Source organism: Aeromonas enteropelogenes (assembly GCF_020097295.1).
Taxonomy (GTDB): Bacteria; Pseudomonadota; Gammaproteobacteria; order Enterobacterales; family Aeromonadaceae; genus Aeromonas; species Aeromonas enteropelogenes.
The window spans coordinates 3,816,813-3,832,575 of sequence record NZ_CP083625.1 but is presented as its reverse complement, the minus strand read 5'-3'; the positions used below and the strand labels follow the sequence as shown (position 1 = coordinate 3,832,575).

Genomic DNA, 15,763 nt, shown 5'->3' with positions numbered 1-15,763 from the left:
TCCGCTCGTTTCTTCTTGTTGCACGGCGTGCAAAGATGGCGTGCCCATAGCAGACACGGGCTGACAATCGGTGGGCTTTTCGGGGATACTAGCCCCCCTTATTTCCTGCATTACATGTTTTCAGAAAGGAGCCGGAGTTTGGCCGATAAAAAGCTGTTTACTCCTTTATCAGGTACACAACGGATCTTCGAAGCCGTCTTGATCGCCATCACCCTGATGGCTGCCTATCTTCTGCTTGCCCTGTTGTCCTACCACCCTGCCGATCCCGGCTGGTCCCAAACCTCCTGGCAAGGGGAGGTGAAAAACCTCGCCGGTAGCGCCGGGGCCTGGCTGGCCGATATCACCATGTTCACCTTCGGGGCCTTCTCCTACTTGGTTCCTCCTCTGGTTGTGCTGCTGGGCTGGAGCCTGTTGTGGCGCCCAAGTCGTCTGCTCGATGTGGATTACCTCACCCTGGGGGTGCGAGTCATCGGTTTCATCCTCACCGTGCTCGGCATGTCGGCCATTGCCAGCATGAATTTCAATGACATGCAGAATTTCTCCGCCGGTGGTCTGGTGGGGGATGTGATCGCCACCGCCGTGGTGCCGCTGTTTGGCGGCGTCGGGGCCAACCTGCTGTTGCTCTGTTTCGTGGCGACCGGCATCACCCTGTTTACCGGCTGGTCCTGGCTCACCATCGTGGAGCGGATCGGTGCCGCCTGCACCGGGTCGGTCGGCGCCATCTATCACTTCCCGACGACCCTGAGTCGCTGGTTGACCGGCGGCTGGCGCCAGCCTCGCAACGAGGGGCCGGATCCACTGCTGGAAGGGAATGTCGGCAACATCGCCTTTGATGAGGAGGACGACGCCGAGCCGCACAGCAACTGGGGTCGTCGTCCCAAGGGGAAACACCAGAAAGCGTCACAGGAAGAGTGGCTGCCGGAGCTCGATGACGACACCTTCGAGTTCGAACCCCGGTTTGATGATGAAGATGAACCTGCACCCAAGCCCAAGCGCAGCGTCGCCGCCAATGCCCGTCGTCAGCCCGCGCTGGCAATGGCCGATGGCGATGATGATCTCGACCTGCCCTGGGCGGAAGGGGATGACGAGGAGCCGGCCGCGCCGGTTGCCGCCACGCCCGGCAAACCCAAGCGCCGCGTGCAGGCCAACCTGCCGCCACTGCCGAGTCTCGAGCTGCTGGATCGTCCCCCTGCCAGAACCCAGATGATGAGCAAGGACGAGCTGGAACGCATGGGCCGTCTGGTGGAGGCGAAACTCGCCGACTACAACGTGCAGGCCAAGGTGGTCGGCGTCTATCCGGGCCCCGTCATCACCCGTTTCGAACTGGATCTGGCCCCTGGCATGAAGGCGAGCAAGATCACCAACCTGTCTCGCGATCTGGCCCGCTCTCTGTCGGCCAGCAGCGTGCGGGTGGTCGAGGTGATCCCGGGCAAGACCTATGTGGGGATCGAACTGCCCAACCGGGTACGCCAGACCGTATACCTGCGCGAGACCCTCGATTGCGAAGCCTTCCGCGACAGCCACAATCCGTTGACCATGGGCCTTGGCCAGGACATCGCCGGCTCCCCCGTGGTGGTGAACCTTGCCAAGATGCCGCACTTGCTGGTGGCCGGTACTACCGGCTCGGGCAAGTCGGTGGGGGTGAACACCATGATCATCTCCATGCTCTACAAGTCATCACCTGAAGATCTGCGTTTCATCATGATCGACCCCAAGATGCTGGAGCTGTCGGTCTACGAAGGCATTCCCCATCTGTTGACCGAGGTGGTCACCGACATGAAGGACGCCGCCAATGCCCTGCGCTGGTGTGTGGGCGAGATGGAGCGTCGTTACAAGCTGATGTCGGCGGTCGGGGTGCGCAACCTCAAGGGCTACAACGACAAGGTACTGGCGGCCATCGAGGCGGGCGATCCCCTGCTGGATCCGCTGTGGCGCCCGGGTGACTCCATGGACGAAACCCCGCCCGAGCTTGAAAAACTGCCCCACATCGTGGTGGTGGTGGACGAGTTTGCCGACATGATGATGATCGTCGGCAAGAAGGTGGAAGAGCTCATTGCCCGTATCGCCCAGAAGGCGCGGGCGGCCGGTATTCACCTGATCCTCGCGACCCAGCGTCCGTCGGTGGATGTGATCACCGGTCTTATCAAGGCCAACATTCCGACCCGCATCTCGTTCCAGGTATCGAGCAAGATCGATTCGCGTACCATCCTGGATCAGGGGGGCGCCGAATCCCTGCTCGGCATGGGCGACATGCTCTACATGCCGGCCGGTACCTCCAACCCGACCCGGGTTCACGGCGCTTTCGTCGATGACCACGAGGTACACAAGGTGGTGGCGGACTGGAAACTGCGCGGCGAGCCGGATTATATCGACGAGATCCTCTCCGGAGAGTCGGGCGGCGAAGGTGGCAGCGGCGAATATGGCGGTGGTGGCGACGAAGAGCTCGATCCCCTGTTCGACGAGGCGGTGGCCTTCGTGGTGGAGTCGCGCCGCGGTTCCACCTCCAGCGTACAGCGCAAGTTCAAGATCGGTTACAACCGGGCGGCCCGTCTCATCGAGCAGATGGAAAACCAGGGCATCGTCAGCTCGCCGGGTGGCAATGGCCAGCGCGACGTGTTGGCGCCACCACCGGTACGTGACTGAGTCTCATCCTACAATCCTGGCCATGCCCTCACCGGGCGTGGCCTTTTATCGAGAGCGTCTTATGAAAAGCCTGATGAAAAAACAACTGTTGATGGGAACCGTGCTGCTGGTGGCCAGCAGCCAGGCGTGGGCCGATGCGGCCAGCGATCTCAAGCAGAAACTGGCGGGGGTGAGTCTCTTCTCCGCCAAGTTTGCCCAGACCGTCTACGACAGCAAGGGCAAGGAGCTGCAAAAGGCCAGCGGCACCCTGCTGGTGCAGCGCCCCAATCGCTTTAACTGGCACACCACCTCACCGGACGAGAGTCTGATCGTGGCTGATGGCAAGGATGTGTGGGTCTATGACCCCTTCGTCGAACAGGTCACCGCCCTCAAATTGCAAGATGCGGTGCTCAATACCCCCTTCATCCTGATCGCGGGCAATGACGACAAATTCTGGAAGAACTATGACGTGACCCGGCAGGGGGATGTCTATACCGTCACCAGCCGCAACCAGGATGAGCTGATCACCTCCTTCCGCGTCACTTTCGATCGCCAGGACAACATCAGCCGCTTCGACGTGAAAGAGGCACAGGGGCAGTGGAGCGAGTTCACTTTGAGCAGCTTCAACCGCAAGCCGGTGCTCAAGGGCAACGAGTTCGTGTTCAAGATCCCGAAGGGGGTCGAGCTGGACGATCAACGCTGATGAGCAATCTGTCGCTGGATTTCTCGTCGGATTTTCGTCCGCTGGCGGCCCGGATGCGGCCGCAAAACCTTGACCAGTATATCGGCCAACAGCATATCCTCGGGCCCGACAAGCCCCTGCGCAAGGCGATCCTGGCGGGCCACTGCCACTCCATGATCCTGTGGGGGCCGCCCGGGACTGGCAAGACTACCCTGGCCGAACTGGTAGCCCACTACTGCCAGGCCGAGGTGGAGCGGGTTTCGGCTGTCACCTCCGGCATCAAGGAGATCCGCGCCGCCATCGACAAGGCCAAAGAAAACAGCTGGCGCGGGGTGCGTACCATCCTGTTTGTGGATGAGGTGCATCGCTTCAACAAGAGCCAGCAGGATGTGTTCCTGCCCCATATCGAAGATGGCACCATCACCTTCATCGGTGCCACCACCGAAAACCCCTCGTTCGAGCTCAACAACGCGCTGCTCTCCCGGGCCCGGGTCTATCTGCTCAAAAGGCTTGAAGAGGATGACATCCTCGCCATGATCGATCAGGCGATGACGGATCCCCGTGGTCTCAATGATCCGGCGCTCACCTTCGCCCCCGGGGTGAAGGAGGCACTGGCCAAGGCGGTGGATGGGGACGGGCGCAAGTCCCTCAACTATCTGGAGCTGTTGGCCGACATGGCCGAACAGGACGCTAGCGGCCACAAGCAGATCGACAGCGCTCTGCTCGCCGCCGTGGTGGGGGAGCACGTAGCGCGCTTTGACAACAAGGGCGACCACTTCTACGACCTCATCTCAGCGGTGCACAAATCGATCCGCGGTTCGGCCCCCGATGCGGCCCTCTACTGGTATGCCCGCATGGTGAGCGCCGGTTGCGATCCCCTCTACATCGCCCGCCGCCTGCTGGCGATTGCCTCAGAAGACGTGGGCAATGCCGATCCGCGCGCCATGCAGGTGGCCCTGTCCGCCTGGGATTGTTTTCATCGCGTGGGACCGGCGGAAGGGGAGCGGGCCATCGCCCAGGCGATCGTCTACCTCGCCTGCGCGCCCAAGAGCAATGCGGTCTACACCGCCTGGAAGGCAGCGCTGGTGGATGCCAAGAATCTGCCCGATTTCGAGGTGCCGGTGCACCTTCGCAACGCCCCGACCAGGCTGATGAGCGAGCTCGGCTATGGCGCCGAATACCGTTATGCCCACGACGAGCCCGGTGCCTATGCCGCCGGCGAGGAGTATTTCCCGCCCGAGCTTGCCGGCAAACGGTACTATCAGCCCACCGATCGCGGCCTTGAGAAGCAGATCGCCCAGAAGCTCGATTATCTCCATGATCTGGACCGACAGAGTCCCAATAAACGGCGCCCCTGACCCCTGCGGGAGCATATTGTCTGAAAATTGGCCAACCCCTTGAATAATCTGGGCCCCTTGGCGTGATCCGTCGCGAAAACGAGGTAAATAGTCCCTGTTCGGGCAGGGGGGCGGTCTGCTACACTGCCCCTCTGACCCCGTTTGTCTTGGCTTGGTGCCATCTTCCTGATTTCGACGACCCGATCCTCCGGGTCCGATTCTGAAGACGATTGGGGTATGCCAACCGATGTTAACTTCCGGATCTGTTTCCAAGCCCGTCATGATGACCCAGGCTCAGATCCCATTTTAAAAAAGTAGGTAAACCATGCTGGATCCCAAATATCTGCGCAGCGACATTGAAGAAGCTGCCGCTCGTCTGGCGACACGTGGCTACGTTCTGGACGTAGCGGCTGTCAATGCTCTGGAAGAGAAACGCAAGGATCTGCAGTCCCGTACCCAGGAGCTGCAGGCCGAGCGCAACGCCCGCTCCAAATCCATCGGTGAAGCTGCCCGTCGTGGTGAAGATGTTGCTCCCCTCAAGGCCGAAGTGACCAAGATCAACGAAGAGCTGGAAACCAGCAAGGTCGAGCTGGAGGCCCTGCTGGCCGAGCTCAAGACCATCGCCGACATGATCCCCAACCTGCCGAGCGAGACCACCCCGGTCGGTCGCGACGAGAATGACAACGTGGAAGTGCGCCGTTGGGGCACCCCGCGCGAGTTTGATTTCCCGGTGCGCGATCACGTGGATCTGGGCGAAGCGGCCAAGGGCGTTGACTTCAAGAACGGCGTCAAGCTCTCCGGTGCCCGTTTCGTGGTGATGAAGGGCCAGATTGCCCGTCTGCACCGCGCCCTGGCCCAGTTCATGCTGGACTTGCATACCCAGCAGCACGGTTACACCGAGTGCTACGTGCCTTATCTGGTCAACCCGGACAGCCTGTACGGCACCGGTCAGCTGCCCAAGTTCTCCGAAGATCTGTTCAACACCGGCATCGGTGGAGAAGGGGAAGACGAGGGCAAGGTGCGCAAGTTCTCCCTGATCCCGACCTCCGAAGTACCGCTCACCAACATGGCCCGCGACGAGATCTTCGACGAGCAGGAACTGCCCATCAAGATGACCGCCCACAGCCCCTGCTTCCGCTCCGAAGCGGGCTCCTACGGCCGTGACACCCGCGGCCTCATCCGCATGCACCAGTTCGACAAGGTCGAGATGGTCCAGCTGGTTCACCCGGAGAAATCCTGGGATGCACTGGAAGAGATGGTCGGCCACGCCGAGAAGGTGTTGCAGCTGCTGGAGCTGCCGTATCGCGTGATGGCTCTTTCCACCGGTGACATGGGTTTCTGCGCCGCCAAGACTTACGATCTGGAAGTGTGGCTGCCGGCCCAGAATACCTACCGCGAGATCTCCTCCGTCTCCAACTGCACCGACTTCCAGGCGCGCCGTATGCAGGCCCGCGTGCGCATCGACGGCAAGCCGCAGCTGATCCACACCCTGAACGGCTCCGGCCTCGCGGTGGGCCGCACCCTGGTGGCCGTGCTCGAGAACTACCAGCAGGAAGATGGTCGCATCGCCATCCCGGCTGCGCTGCAATCCTACATGGGCGGTCTGACCCACATAGGTTAAGTTCGCGCTGGTAACGACAACGCCATGGCCATGCCATGGCGTTGTGCATTTTGGCGCCGGTCAACCGTTTTTATCGTGAATAAATCTGCGCAACCGGCGCTTCTTTGAACATGTAACACAATTTTATCAAGCATTGCGCAATCGTTTTTGTTAGACTGCGCCGCAATTTCGCAGGACATCTTTTTCTATGGTCTGGATTGATTACGCCATCGTCGGTATCGTCGGTTTCTCTGCCCTCATCAGCCTGGTGCGCGGCTTCGTCAAGGAGGCCATGTCACTCGTCACCTGGTTTGTCGCCTTCTTCATTGCCAGCCATTTCTATCCTGATCTCGCCGTTTACTTCACCTCCTTTTCCGATGCCCTGGTGCGCAACGGCCTGGCCATTGCCGCCCTGTTCGTGGCGACCCTGATCCTCGGCAGCGTGGTGAACTATGTGGTGGGCCTGCTGGTGGACAAGACCGGCCTCTCGGGTACCGATCGGGTGCTGGGGGTCTGCTTCGGTGCAATTCGCGGGGTACTGATCGTCAGTGCCCTGCTTTTTTTCATGGATACTTTCACCAGCCTCTCCCAGAGCGACTGGTGGCAGGCCTCCAAACTGGTGCCCGAGTTCAAGCCGGTCATCCAGTGGTTTTTCGGGTTCATGCTGAACTCATCGAGTTTTCTTAAACAGGTATAGTGACTTCGAGGTAGCAAAGACATGTGTGGTATTGTCGGTATTGTAGGCACCACTCCGGTCAATCAGGCCCTCTACGACGCCTTGACGGTGTTGCAGCACAGGGGACAGGATGCCGCCGGGATCGTAACCATTGACAGTGGAAACTTCCGGCAACGCAAGGCCAATGGCCTGGTGAAGGACGTGTTTGAAGTGCGCCACATGCAGCGTCTGCAAGGGAACATCGGCATCGGTCATGTCAGATATCCCACCGCAGGCAGCTCCAGTGCGGCAGAAGCCCAACCTTTCTATGTGAACTCCCCCTACGGCATGGTGCTGGCCCATAACGGCAACCTCACCAATGCCAAGGAGCTCAAGGAGCAGCAGTTCAAGGTGGCCCGTCGCCACATCAACACCACCTCGGATTCCGAAGTGCTGCTGAACGTGCTGGCCCACGAGCTGGATCTGTGTGACAAGATGGCGCTGGCTCCGGCGGACATCTTCGCCGCGGTGCGCAAGACCCATCAGCAGATCCGCGGTGCCTATGCGGTGGTCTCCCTGGTGATTGGCCACGGTCTCATCGGTTTTCGCGATCCGAACGGCATCCGCCCGCTGATCCTCGGCCGTCGTCAGGACGAACAGGGTCAGGTGGAGTACATGCTCGCCTCCGAGAGTGTGGCGCTCGACGCCATCGGTTTTGAAACCGTGCGTGACGTCGCCCCGGGCGAAGCCATCTACATCACCGAACAGGGTCAGCTCTTCTCCGAGCAGTGTGCGGAGAACCCGCAGATGAGCTCCTGCATCTTCGAATATGTCTACTTCGCCCGTCCCGACTCCTTCATCGACAAGGTTTCGGTCTACGCCGCCCGCCTCAACATGGGTCGCAAGCTGGGCCAGAAGATCGCCCGCGAGTGGGAAGATCTCGACATCGATGTGGTCATCCCCATCCCCGAGACCTCCTGCGACGTGGCGCTGGAGATAGCCCACACCCTGGATCTGCCGTACCGTCAGGGGTTCGTGAAGAACCGCTATATTGGCCGTACCTTCATCATGCCTGGCCAGACCCAGCGCAAGAAGTCGGTGCGTCGCAAGCTCAACGCCATCAGCTCCGAGTTCAAGGGCAAGAAGGTGCTGCTGGTGGATGATTCCATCGTGCGGGGCACCACCTCCGAGCAGATCATCCAGATGGCGCGGGAAGCCGGTGCCGCCAAGGTCTACTTTGCCTCCGCCGCCCCCGAGATCCGCTTCCCCAACGTCTATGGCATCGACATGCCCACCGCCAACGAACTGATCGCCCACGGTCGGGAAGTGGAAGAGGTGTGTGCCCTGATCGGTGCTGATGGTCTGATTTTCCAGGATCTGGAAGATCTGGAAGCCGCGGTGCGGGAGATCAACCCGGAGCTGCGCCACTTCGAGACCTCGGTGTTCAACGGCCACTATGTCACCGCCGACGTGGATCAATCCTATCTGGACCACCTGAACGCCCTGCGCAACGATGACAGCAAGGCGGTACGCGAGTGGCACGAAGGCACCAGCAATCTGGAAATTTTTAACGAAGGCAGTTAAACGTTTTCTCCGTTGCTAAAGATGATGATATGGGGGCCCTGGCCCCCATTGTTGTTTCTGCAACTTGGGAGGGCAGGGGATATTTGTTTGAAAAAGCGGCGCTTATGCGTGCAGGGGTGGGCGGTGACGGCGGGATCCGCTAGCATAGGCGCCTGCCATGTTTTCCGATCAGATGAGAGTTCAGATGGATGATCTGCTAGCCCCCGTGCGCCAGTTTTTGCACTGTGAGACCCCGGATGAGTGGGTGGAGATGGCGCGGGATCCCGCCCACCTGCCGACCCTGCTCATCGATCATGCCAACTGCGAGAACAAGGCTGCGCTCACCGCTCACAGCCTGGTGCGCCGCTACTGCCTGCCCAAGGGCAAGCGCCACCTGCTGCCCAAGCTGGAATTCTACCGCGAGCTGGACGCCATCCCCGAGAAGGCAGAGATCCTCGGCAAACGTACTATGGGGGAGTCCGATCGCACCGTGTTCGAGGAGCTGGCGCGCAATCCGCTGCTGTTTCCCATGGTGCGCCTCATTCAGGAGGAGCTGCACCACTTCGAGCAGGTGCTGGAGATCATGGCGGCCCGCGACATCCCCTACGGGCCCGTGACCGCCTCCCGCTATGCCCGCAGCCTGATGCAACACGTGCGCACCCACGAGCCTGCCACCATTGTCGACAAGATGATCATCGGGGCTTATATCGAGGCCCGCTCCTGCGAGCGTTTCGCCAAGCTGGCCCCCCATCTGGATGAGGAGCTGGGTCGCTTCTATGTCTCCTTGCTGCGCTCCGAGGCGCGCCACTATCAGGATTATCTGGCGCTGGCCGAACTCTATGCAGGAGAGGACATCAGCGAGCGGGTGGCCTTTTTCGGCAGGCTGGAGGCCGACCTTATCTGCTCGCCGGATCCCCAGTTCCGGTTTCATAGCGGTCTTCCTGTCACTTCTGACAGTTGTTGACGCAACGGGGGCCAACTACTATTGCCTCGTTCCTACTACGAGCGACAAGTAGTATTCTTTGAGCGCAATTCCCGGCCCCCTAGCCGGGATTTTTTTATCTGTTTTTTTCCTCTCCATCCAGCACCCATGGTGAATGTTTAATCACTTACCTTTCGGCCTACGGTTCAGCCTGGCGGCGTATGCCCTGCATTTTTAAGGCGATTAATTACTCATTCAGGCGGGGCACCCTTGTAGAAGCGGGCGAAACCGTGTACTTTTTTGCCTTCGCAAGATTTGAATAACCAATCAATAGGAGCGTGTATGCGCATTGTTCTGTTGGGGGCTCCGGGCGCCGGCAAAGGTACCCAGGCTCAATTCATCATGGAAAAACACGGTATTCCGCAGATCTCCACTGGCGACATGCTGCGTGCCGCAATCAAGGCGGGCACCGAGCTCGGCTTGAAAGCCAAGGCTGTGATGGATGCAGGTCAACTGGTCTCTGACGACATCATCATCGGTCTGGTCAAAGAGCGTATCGCCCAGGCCGATTGTGCCAAAGGCTTCCTGTTGGACGGTTTCCCGCGCACTATTCCCCAGGCGCAAGCCATGAAGGATGCCGGTGTGTCCGTTGATTTCGTGCTGGAGTTCGACGTACCGGACGAAGAGATCGTCAAGCGCATGAGCGGTCGTCGTGTTCACTCCGGCTCCGGCCGTACCTACCACGTGGTGTTCAACCCGCCGAAAGTGGAAGGCAAGGATGACGTGACCGGCGAAGATCTGGTGATCCGTGCCGACGATGAAGAGACCACAGTGCGCAAGCGTCTGGATGTATACCATCAGCAGACTGCACCGCTCATCGGTTTCTACGGCAAGGAAGCGGAAGCGGGCAACACCCGTTACGTCAAGATCGACGGCACCCAGCCGGTTGATCTGGTGAGCCAGCAGCTCGCCGCCATCCTGGGCTGAGCCCGGTCGATGACACCCTGTACCATCAGGTAATTTAAGAGAAGGGCCCTGATGGGCCCTTTTTGCATCACGACAGATAGACAGGAAGCCAATGTGACCACGAAAACAGGCATCTTGCTGGTCAATCTGGGCACCCCAGCCGCCCCCACTACCGCCGCCGTCAAAGCCTTTCTGAGCCAGTTTCTCCATGACCCCAGGGTTGTCGATCTGCCTCGCTACCTCTGGTGCCCGCTGCTTCACTGCATCATCTTGCCGACCCGTTCGCCCAAGGTGGCCAAGTTGTACCAGCAGGTGTGGACCGATCAGGGCTCACCCCTGATGGTCATCAGCCAGCAGCAGCGCACCGCGCTGGAGCAGGAGCTCAAGCGGGAAGGGGTGGATGTGCCGGTGGAGCTGGCCATGACCTATGGCTCTCCCTCCATGACGGATGGCTGGCAGGCGCTCAAGGCCAAGGGGGTCAACCGGGTGATCCTGTTGCCGCTCTATCCGCAATATTCGGTGAGCACCACGGCTTCCGTGTTCGATGCCTGGGCCAAGGCGATGAAAAAAGAGCGCAACCTGCCGGTGGTGCGGCTCATTCGTGATTACCACGCTCACCCGGAATACATCCAGGCGCTGGCCATGAGCGTGCGTCGTCATTGGGAGCAGCACGGTCAGGGGGAACATCTGCTGATGTCCTTTCACGGCATCCCCGAGCGCTACGAGCAGGAAGGGGACCCTTACGGCCAGCAGTGCCGTACCACAGCCGCCCTGTTGGCGGAGGCGCTCGGGTTGGAGCAGGGGCAGTGGACGGCCAGCTTCCAGTCCCGTTTTGGCAAGGAGGAGTGGCTCAAGCCCTACACGGATGAAACGGTCGCCAGCCTGCCGGGTCGCGGCATCAAGCGGCTCGATGTGATCTGCCCGGCCTTTGCCGCCGACTGTCTCGAAACCCTGGAGGAGATCCAGGTACAAAACCACGAGGCCTTCATGGAAGCCGGTGGCGAGCAGTTTGCCTATATTCCTGCCCTCAACAGCGATCAGGCCCATATCCGCATGATGGTCTCTCTCATCTGTCGCGAGCTGGCGTGAGGAGGGTTGGTATTAGGATGCATCAACGAGGAGCGATCGCATGATCCATATCACCCTGTTCTATGCAGGCTTGCTGGGGCTCTTGTTTCTGTTGCTCTCCTTCTGGGTGGTCAAACGCCGGGCCCAGTTCAAGGTGATGATAGGGGAAGGGGAGGCGCCAGAGCTCCTGGCGGCGATCCGCACCCACGGCAATTTTGCCGAGTATGTTCCTTTGACCCTGCTGCTGATGGCCCTCTGCGAGCTGGCCGGGGCGGGGGCCTTGTGGCTTCATCTTGGCGGCGGCATGCTGCTGGCGGGTCGGGTGCTCCATGCCATCGGCATGCAGATCCCCAAGGCCCCCAATCTGCCGCGGCTGTTTGGTACCCTGCTGTTCTGGCTGTCCCTGGGACTCTTTTCGGTGCTGGCGCTGCTGCTGTCGGCGAGTTGAAAAGAGCCTCCTTGGATACACAAAAACCACCTCCCGACGAGGTGGTTTTTTGTTGGACGAAGAATAAACGTTTTCCCCTGCAGCCCTTGTCTATACTGACCCCATAATTTAATCAGGGCGACTTTTCGGGACGGCTGATTGTGTTAAAATCCCGCCCCTCTTTTCCCCAGAGCACAGAACATTGCCATGAAATTTCCCGGTCAGCGCAAGTCCAAACACTACTTCCCTGTCGATCGCCGTGATCCCCTGATCTCGCAAAGCGCCCAACTCACCGAACTGGGCAAAGCCTATGTCGTGGGTATCGATCAGACCCTGGTTGACATCGAAGCCCATGTGGATGATGACTTTCTGGCTCGCTATGGTCTGAGCAAGGGCCACTCTGTGGTGATCACCGACGAGGTGGCCGAGCGCATCTACGACGAGCTCAAGGCCAACAACATGGTGGTGAGCGAATTTGCCGGCGGTACCATCGGCAACACGGTCCACAACTACTCGGTACTGGCCGACTCCCACTCCATCCTGCTGGGGGTAATGAGCCAGGATATCCGGATCGGTTGCTATGCCTACCGTTATCTGTGCAACACCTCTTCTCGCGTCAACCTCGACTATCTGCAGCCGGTGGACGGCCCCATCGGTCGTTGCTTCACCTTCATCACCGAGTGTGGCGAGCGCAGCTTCGGCATCAATGCCGGCAAGATGAATCAGCTGGACGTGCGCCACATCCCCGAAGAGGTGATCAAGGGGGCCTCAGCTCTGGTGATCACTGCCTATCTGGTACGCGGTGACGATGGCGACCCCATGAAGGAAGCAGCCATGACGGCGGTGCGTTATGCCCGTGAGGCCGACATCCCCGTGGTACTGACCCTGGGTACCCGCTTCGTCATCGACGAGAATCCCCAGTGGTGGCGCGAATTCATCGCCGAGAACGTGACCGTGCTGGCGATGAACGAGGACGAGGGCGAGGCCCTGACCGGCATCGCCGATCCCCTTGGTGCCGCCGACAAGGCCCTCGACTGGGCTGACATGGTGCTCTGCACCGCCGGCCCCATCGGCCTCTACATGGCGAGCTACACCGACGAGGACTACAAGCGCGAGACCACTCATACCCTGCTGCCGGGGGTGATCCCCGAGTTCAACATGTATGAGTTCAGCCGCCCGATGGCACGCAGCAAATGCCGCAAGCCGATGCGGATCTACTCCCACATCTCCCCCTACATGGGTGGCCCGGAGAAGATCAAGAACACCAACGGTGCGGGGGACGGTGCCCTTTCCGCCGTGTTGCACGACATGGTAGCCAACTCCTACCACCGGATGAACGTGCCCAACTCCGCCAAGCACATCTCCGAGTTCCTCACCTACTCCTCCCTGGCCCAGGTGTGCAAATACGCCAACCGGGTCAGCTACGAGGTGCTGGCCCAGAGCAGCCCCCGTCTCTCCCGCGGTCTGCCGGAGAAAGAGGACAGCCTGGAAGAGGTGTACTGGGAGCGTTGATCTTCCCACCGTATTGAATGCAAAGGCGCCATCAGGCGCCTTTTGTTTTTTCGAGATGGATCAAGTTTTTAGATGTCGTTTGGTGATGACCATGGACATGGATGAAGCCGTCAGCATACCTTGTTAACAAAATGTATTTTGTCAGGATGACGATATGTTGAGGCAATGGAGTATTGGCCATCGCTTGATGCTGATGGTGTTGATGGTGGTCGCCGTGCTGGGCTTGTTGCTGTTCGCTTGCCTGCGCGTCTATTACCAGGGGCTGATGGCGGAGAAGAGCAACCAGGCGCGTTCACAGGTGGAGACGGCCTATAGCCTGGTCGCCAGCTATGAAGAACAGGTGCGCCAGGGCAGGCTGGACGAACAGAACGCCAAGGTACTGGCGCTGACCGCCGTACAAAAACTGCGTTATGGCCAGAACGACTATTTCTGGATCAATGACAGCCATCCCACCATGGTGATGCACCCCATGAAGCCCGAGCTCGATGGTCAGGATCTCTCGGGGGTGGAGGACAAGCAGGGGCTCAAGCTGTTTGTCGCCTTCGTCGAGCGGGTCAAGCAGCAAAACGGGAGCGGCGAGGTGGCCTACTACTGGCCCAAACCCGGCGTCGACGAGCCGGTGCGCAAGATCTCCTACGTCAAGCAGTTTGCCCCCTGGGACTGGATCATCGGCACCGGCATCTATGTGGATGATGTGGAGGCGCAATACCAGCAGGTACTGCGTACCCTGATGGGCATAGGCGCCCTGCTGGCGGTGCTGCTGCTCGCGGCCGCGACCCTGATCCGGCGCAGCATAGTGATGCCCCTGTCCCAGTCGGTGTCTGCCCTGGGTGACATGGCCAGGGGAGAGGGGGACCTGCGTTTTCGCCTGCCCGAGAGCGGTCGTGATGAACTCAGCCTGCTTTCGGCCAACTTCAATCAGTTTGCCAACCAGATGGCCCAGCTGATCGGTCGTGCCCAGCAGATCACCAGCCACAACAAGGATGCGGCCCGGCAGCTCGAGCAAGTAGTGGCACGCACCAGTGCCATCGTGACCGATCAGGAACAGGACACCCAGCGTGTGGCGGCGGCCATGGTGCAGATCACCGGCAGCAGCCGTGCCATCGGCCTCAATGCCGAGCAAGCAGCCCAGGCGGCAGAATCGGCACGCCAGCTGGCGCAGCATGGCCGCGAGATTGTGGCCCAGACCATCACCACCATAGGACAGCTGGCGGACGAGATGGAGGAGACGGTACAGGCCGTGGCGCGCCTTGAGCAGGACTCGCAGCAGATTGGTTCCGTGCTTGATGTGATCCGCGGGGTGGCCGAGCAGACCAATCTGCTGGCCCTCAACGCGGCCATTGAGGCGGCCCGCGCCGGTGAGCAGGGAAGGGGCTTTGCGGTGGTGGCCGATGAGGTGCGTACCCTGGCCACTCGCACTCACAGCTCTACCGACGAGATCCGGCAGATGATCCAGCGCTTGCAGGAGGGCGCCGGCAAGGTGGCGACCGGCATCGAACAGTTGCAGCGACTGTCGCGCTCGACGGCGCAGAAAGCCGGGGATGCGGAAGGAGCCATCGGCAATATTGACGAGGCAGTGAGCACCATATTGGCGATGAACAGCGAAATTGCCGGGGCGGCCGGTGAGCAGAGCAGTTCGACCGAGGAGATCACCCAGCGCCTGTCAGCCATTACCCAGTTGGCCAGCGAGGCCCTGGTGGAGAACCGGCGTACCGGTCAGGCGGCCGGCTCCTTGTCGCAAACCAGCGATGAGTTGAGTACCCTGGTGGTGCGATATCGTACTTGATGGGGATATCCCCCGTCTTTTTAGGGATTTGACTTGAGTCTGGGGGGCTTTTGCGACACCATCTGCCCCATTCTTGGTCCGTATTGGCCAGCCGCCTGTAAGAGAGAGCCCCATGAGCAAATTAACTGACAATCTTGACGCCAATTTCCAGCTGTTTGTTGAACAAGTCCGCGAGTCGGGTCAGGTCTGGGGTCTGCGCTACGGTGAAGACTGGGTGGTCTGCCGCTCTGCCGAATTTGAAGATGCTGATGTGATGCCGCTCTGGTCCGCCGAGGAAGATGCCCGTCTGCACTGTGTGGACGAGTGGGCCGACTATGAGCCGGAAGTGATCGACTTGGAAGAGTTTCTCGACATCTGGATCAACGATCTGGACGATGACGATGTGCTGGTGGGCCCGAACTGGAATGCCGATCTGGAAGGCCAGGAGCTGGAGCCCATCGAGCTGGCCAAGGCGCTGGTCGAACTGGACGCCTGAAGGCGCCTCCATTGATGACGCCGACATCCGGTGTCGTAGCAAAGCAATGATGAGACCGGTATCCGCGAGGATGCCGGTCTTTTTTATGATCCCGTGGGCATAATGAGGGCCAAAGGGGGATTTGCCTTTGCACCCGCGCAGGCGATGG

At 60.1% G+C, this 15,763-nt stretch carries 13 protein-coding genes; all 13 read left to right on the top strand.

What is annotated here, in order from left to right; translation table 11 throughout:
* Positions 1 to 138: 138 nt before the first annotated feature.
* The 13 genes from LA321_RS17620 (at position 139) to LA321_RS17560 (ending at position 15,615) form a co-directional block, all read left to right on the top strand.
* On the top strand, positions 139 to 2,643 hold the full coding sequence (locus LA321_RS17620; RefSeq protein WP_042069612.1) for a DNA translocase FtsK: 2,505 nt from the start codon (positions 139 to 141) through the stop codon (positions 2,641 to 2,643).
* Between the two features lie 73 nt (positions 2,644 to 2,716).
* The gene (gene lolA / locus LA321_RS17615; protein WP_042070035.1) at positions 2,717 to 3,325 is read left to right on the top strand and encodes an outer membrane lipoprotein chaperone LolA; all 609 of its coding nucleotides are present in this window, start codon (positions 2,717 to 2,719) and stop codon (positions 3,323 to 3,325) included.
* The gene (locus tag LA321_RS17610) at positions 3,325 to 4,662 is read left to right on the top strand and encodes a replication-associated recombination protein A (RefSeq protein WP_042069611.1); all 1,338 of its coding nucleotides are present in this window, start codon (positions 3,325 to 3,327) and stop codon (positions 4,660 to 4,662) included. The genes lolA and LA321_RS17610 overlap by 1 nt, the downstream gene beginning before the upstream one ends.
* Positions 4,663 to 4,966: 304 nt before the next feature.
* Positions 4,967 to 6,262: a serine--tRNA ligase gene (gene serS, locus LA321_RS17605; protein ID WP_042069610.1), complete on the top strand. Its 1,296-nt coding sequence runs from the start codon at positions 4,967 to 4,969 to the stop codon at positions 6,260 to 6,262.
* 187 nt (positions 6,263 to 6,449) lie between these two features.
* Positions 6,450 to 6,938 (top strand): CvpA family protein, encoded by a 489-nt coding sequence (locus LA321_RS17600; RefSeq protein WP_042069609.1) that lies wholly within the window; start codon positions 6,450 to 6,452, stop codon positions 6,936 to 6,938.
* A 21-nt stretch (positions 6,939 to 6,959) separates the two neighbouring features.
* Positions 6,960 to 8,480 carry an amidophosphoribosyltransferase gene (gene purF / locus LA321_RS17595; protein WP_042069608.1) on the top strand — a complete coding sequence of 507 codons (1,521 nt, stop codon included), beginning with the start codon at positions 6,960 to 6,962 and terminating at the stop codon, positions 8,478 to 8,480.
* 184 nt (positions 8,481 to 8,664) lie between these two features.
* Positions 8,665 to 9,423: a tRNA isopentenyl-2-thiomethyl-A-37 hydroxylase MiaE gene (gene miaE, locus LA321_RS17590; RefSeq protein WP_042029277.1), complete on the top strand. Its 759-nt coding sequence runs from the start codon at positions 8,665 to 8,667 to the stop codon at positions 9,421 to 9,423.
* 300 nt (positions 9,424 to 9,723) lie between these two features.
* On the top strand, positions 9,724 to 10,368 hold the full coding sequence (gene adk / locus LA321_RS17585) for an adenylate kinase (protein ID WP_042029209.1): 645 nt from the start codon (positions 9,724 to 9,726) through the stop codon (positions 10,366 to 10,368).
* 93 nt (positions 10,369 to 10,461) lie between these two features.
* The gene (gene hemH, locus LA321_RS17580) at positions 10,462 to 11,436 is read left to right on the top strand and encodes a ferrochelatase (protein WP_042069607.1); all 975 of its coding nucleotides are present in this window, start codon (positions 10,462 to 10,464) and stop codon (positions 11,434 to 11,436) included.
* Between the two features lie 40 nt (positions 11,437 to 11,476).
* Complete coding sequence (locus tag LA321_RS17575) at positions 11,477 to 11,863, top strand: MAPEG family protein (protein ID WP_026456415.1); 387 nt, start codon at positions 11,477 to 11,479, stop codon at positions 11,861 to 11,863.
* A 186-nt stretch (positions 11,864 to 12,049) separates the two neighbouring features.
* Complete coding sequence (locus tag LA321_RS17570; RefSeq protein ID WP_026456414.1) at positions 12,050 to 13,354, top strand: inosine/guanosine kinase; 1,305 nt, start codon at positions 12,050 to 12,052, stop codon at positions 13,352 to 13,354.
* 154 nt (positions 13,355 to 13,508) lie between these two features.
* Positions 13,509 to 15,140 carry a methyl-accepting chemotaxis protein gene (locus LA321_RS17565; protein WP_042069605.1) on the top strand — a complete coding sequence of 544 codons (1,632 nt, stop codon included), beginning with the start codon at positions 13,509 to 13,511 and terminating at the stop codon, positions 15,138 to 15,140.
* 112 nt (positions 15,141 to 15,252) lie between these two features.
* Positions 15,253 to 15,615: a DUF2750 domain-containing protein gene (locus tag LA321_RS17560; protein WP_026456412.1), complete on the top strand. Its 363-nt coding sequence runs from the start codon at positions 15,253 to 15,255 to the stop codon at positions 15,613 to 15,615.
* Positions 15,616 to 15,763: the final 148 nt, after the last annotated feature.

What these genes read in the sequence shown, in the direction of transcription:
- lolA (WP_042070035.1), top strand. Translation starts at nt 2,717, where the DNA reads ATGAAAAAACAACTGTTGATGGGAACCGTGCTGCTGGTGGCCAGCAGC.
- LA321_RS17610 (WP_042069611.1), top strand. Translation starts at nt 3,325, where the DNA reads ATGAGCAATCTGTCGCTGGATTTCTCGTCGGATTTTCGTCCGCTGGCG.
- serS (WP_042069610.1), top strand. Translation starts at nt 4,967, where the DNA reads ATGCTGGATCCCAAATATCTGCGCAGCGACATTGAAGAAGCTGCCGCT.
- LA321_RS17600 (WP_042069609.1), top strand. Translation starts at nt 6,450, where the DNA reads ATGGTCTGGATTGATTACGCCATCGTCGGTATCGTCGGTTTCTCTGCC.
- purF (WP_042069608.1), top strand. Translation starts at nt 6,960, where the DNA reads ATGTGTGGTATTGTCGGTATTGTAGGCACCACTCCGGTCAATCAGGCC.
- miaE (WP_042029277.1), top strand. Translation starts at nt 8,665, where the DNA reads ATGGATGATCTGCTAGCCCCCGTGCGCCAGTTTTTGCACTGTGAGACC.
- adk (WP_042029209.1), top strand. Translation starts at nt 9,724, where the DNA reads ATGCGCATTGTTCTGTTGGGGGCTCCGGGCGCCGGCAAAGGTACCCAG.
- LA321_RS17575 (WP_026456415.1), top strand. Translation starts at nt 11,477, where the DNA reads ATGATCCATATCACCCTGTTCTATGCAGGCTTGCTGGGGCTCTTGTTT.
- LA321_RS17570 (WP_026456414.1), top strand. Translation starts at nt 12,050, where the DNA reads ATGAAATTTCCCGGTCAGCGCAAGTCCAAACACTACTTCCCTGTCGAT.
- LA321_RS17565 (WP_042069605.1), top strand. Translation starts at nt 13,509, where the DNA reads ATGTTGAGGCAATGGAGTATTGGCCATCGCTTGATGCTGATGGTGTTG.
- LA321_RS17560 (WP_026456412.1), top strand. Translation starts at nt 15,253, where the DNA reads ATGAGCAAATTAACTGACAATCTTGACGCCAATTTCCAGCTGTTTGTT.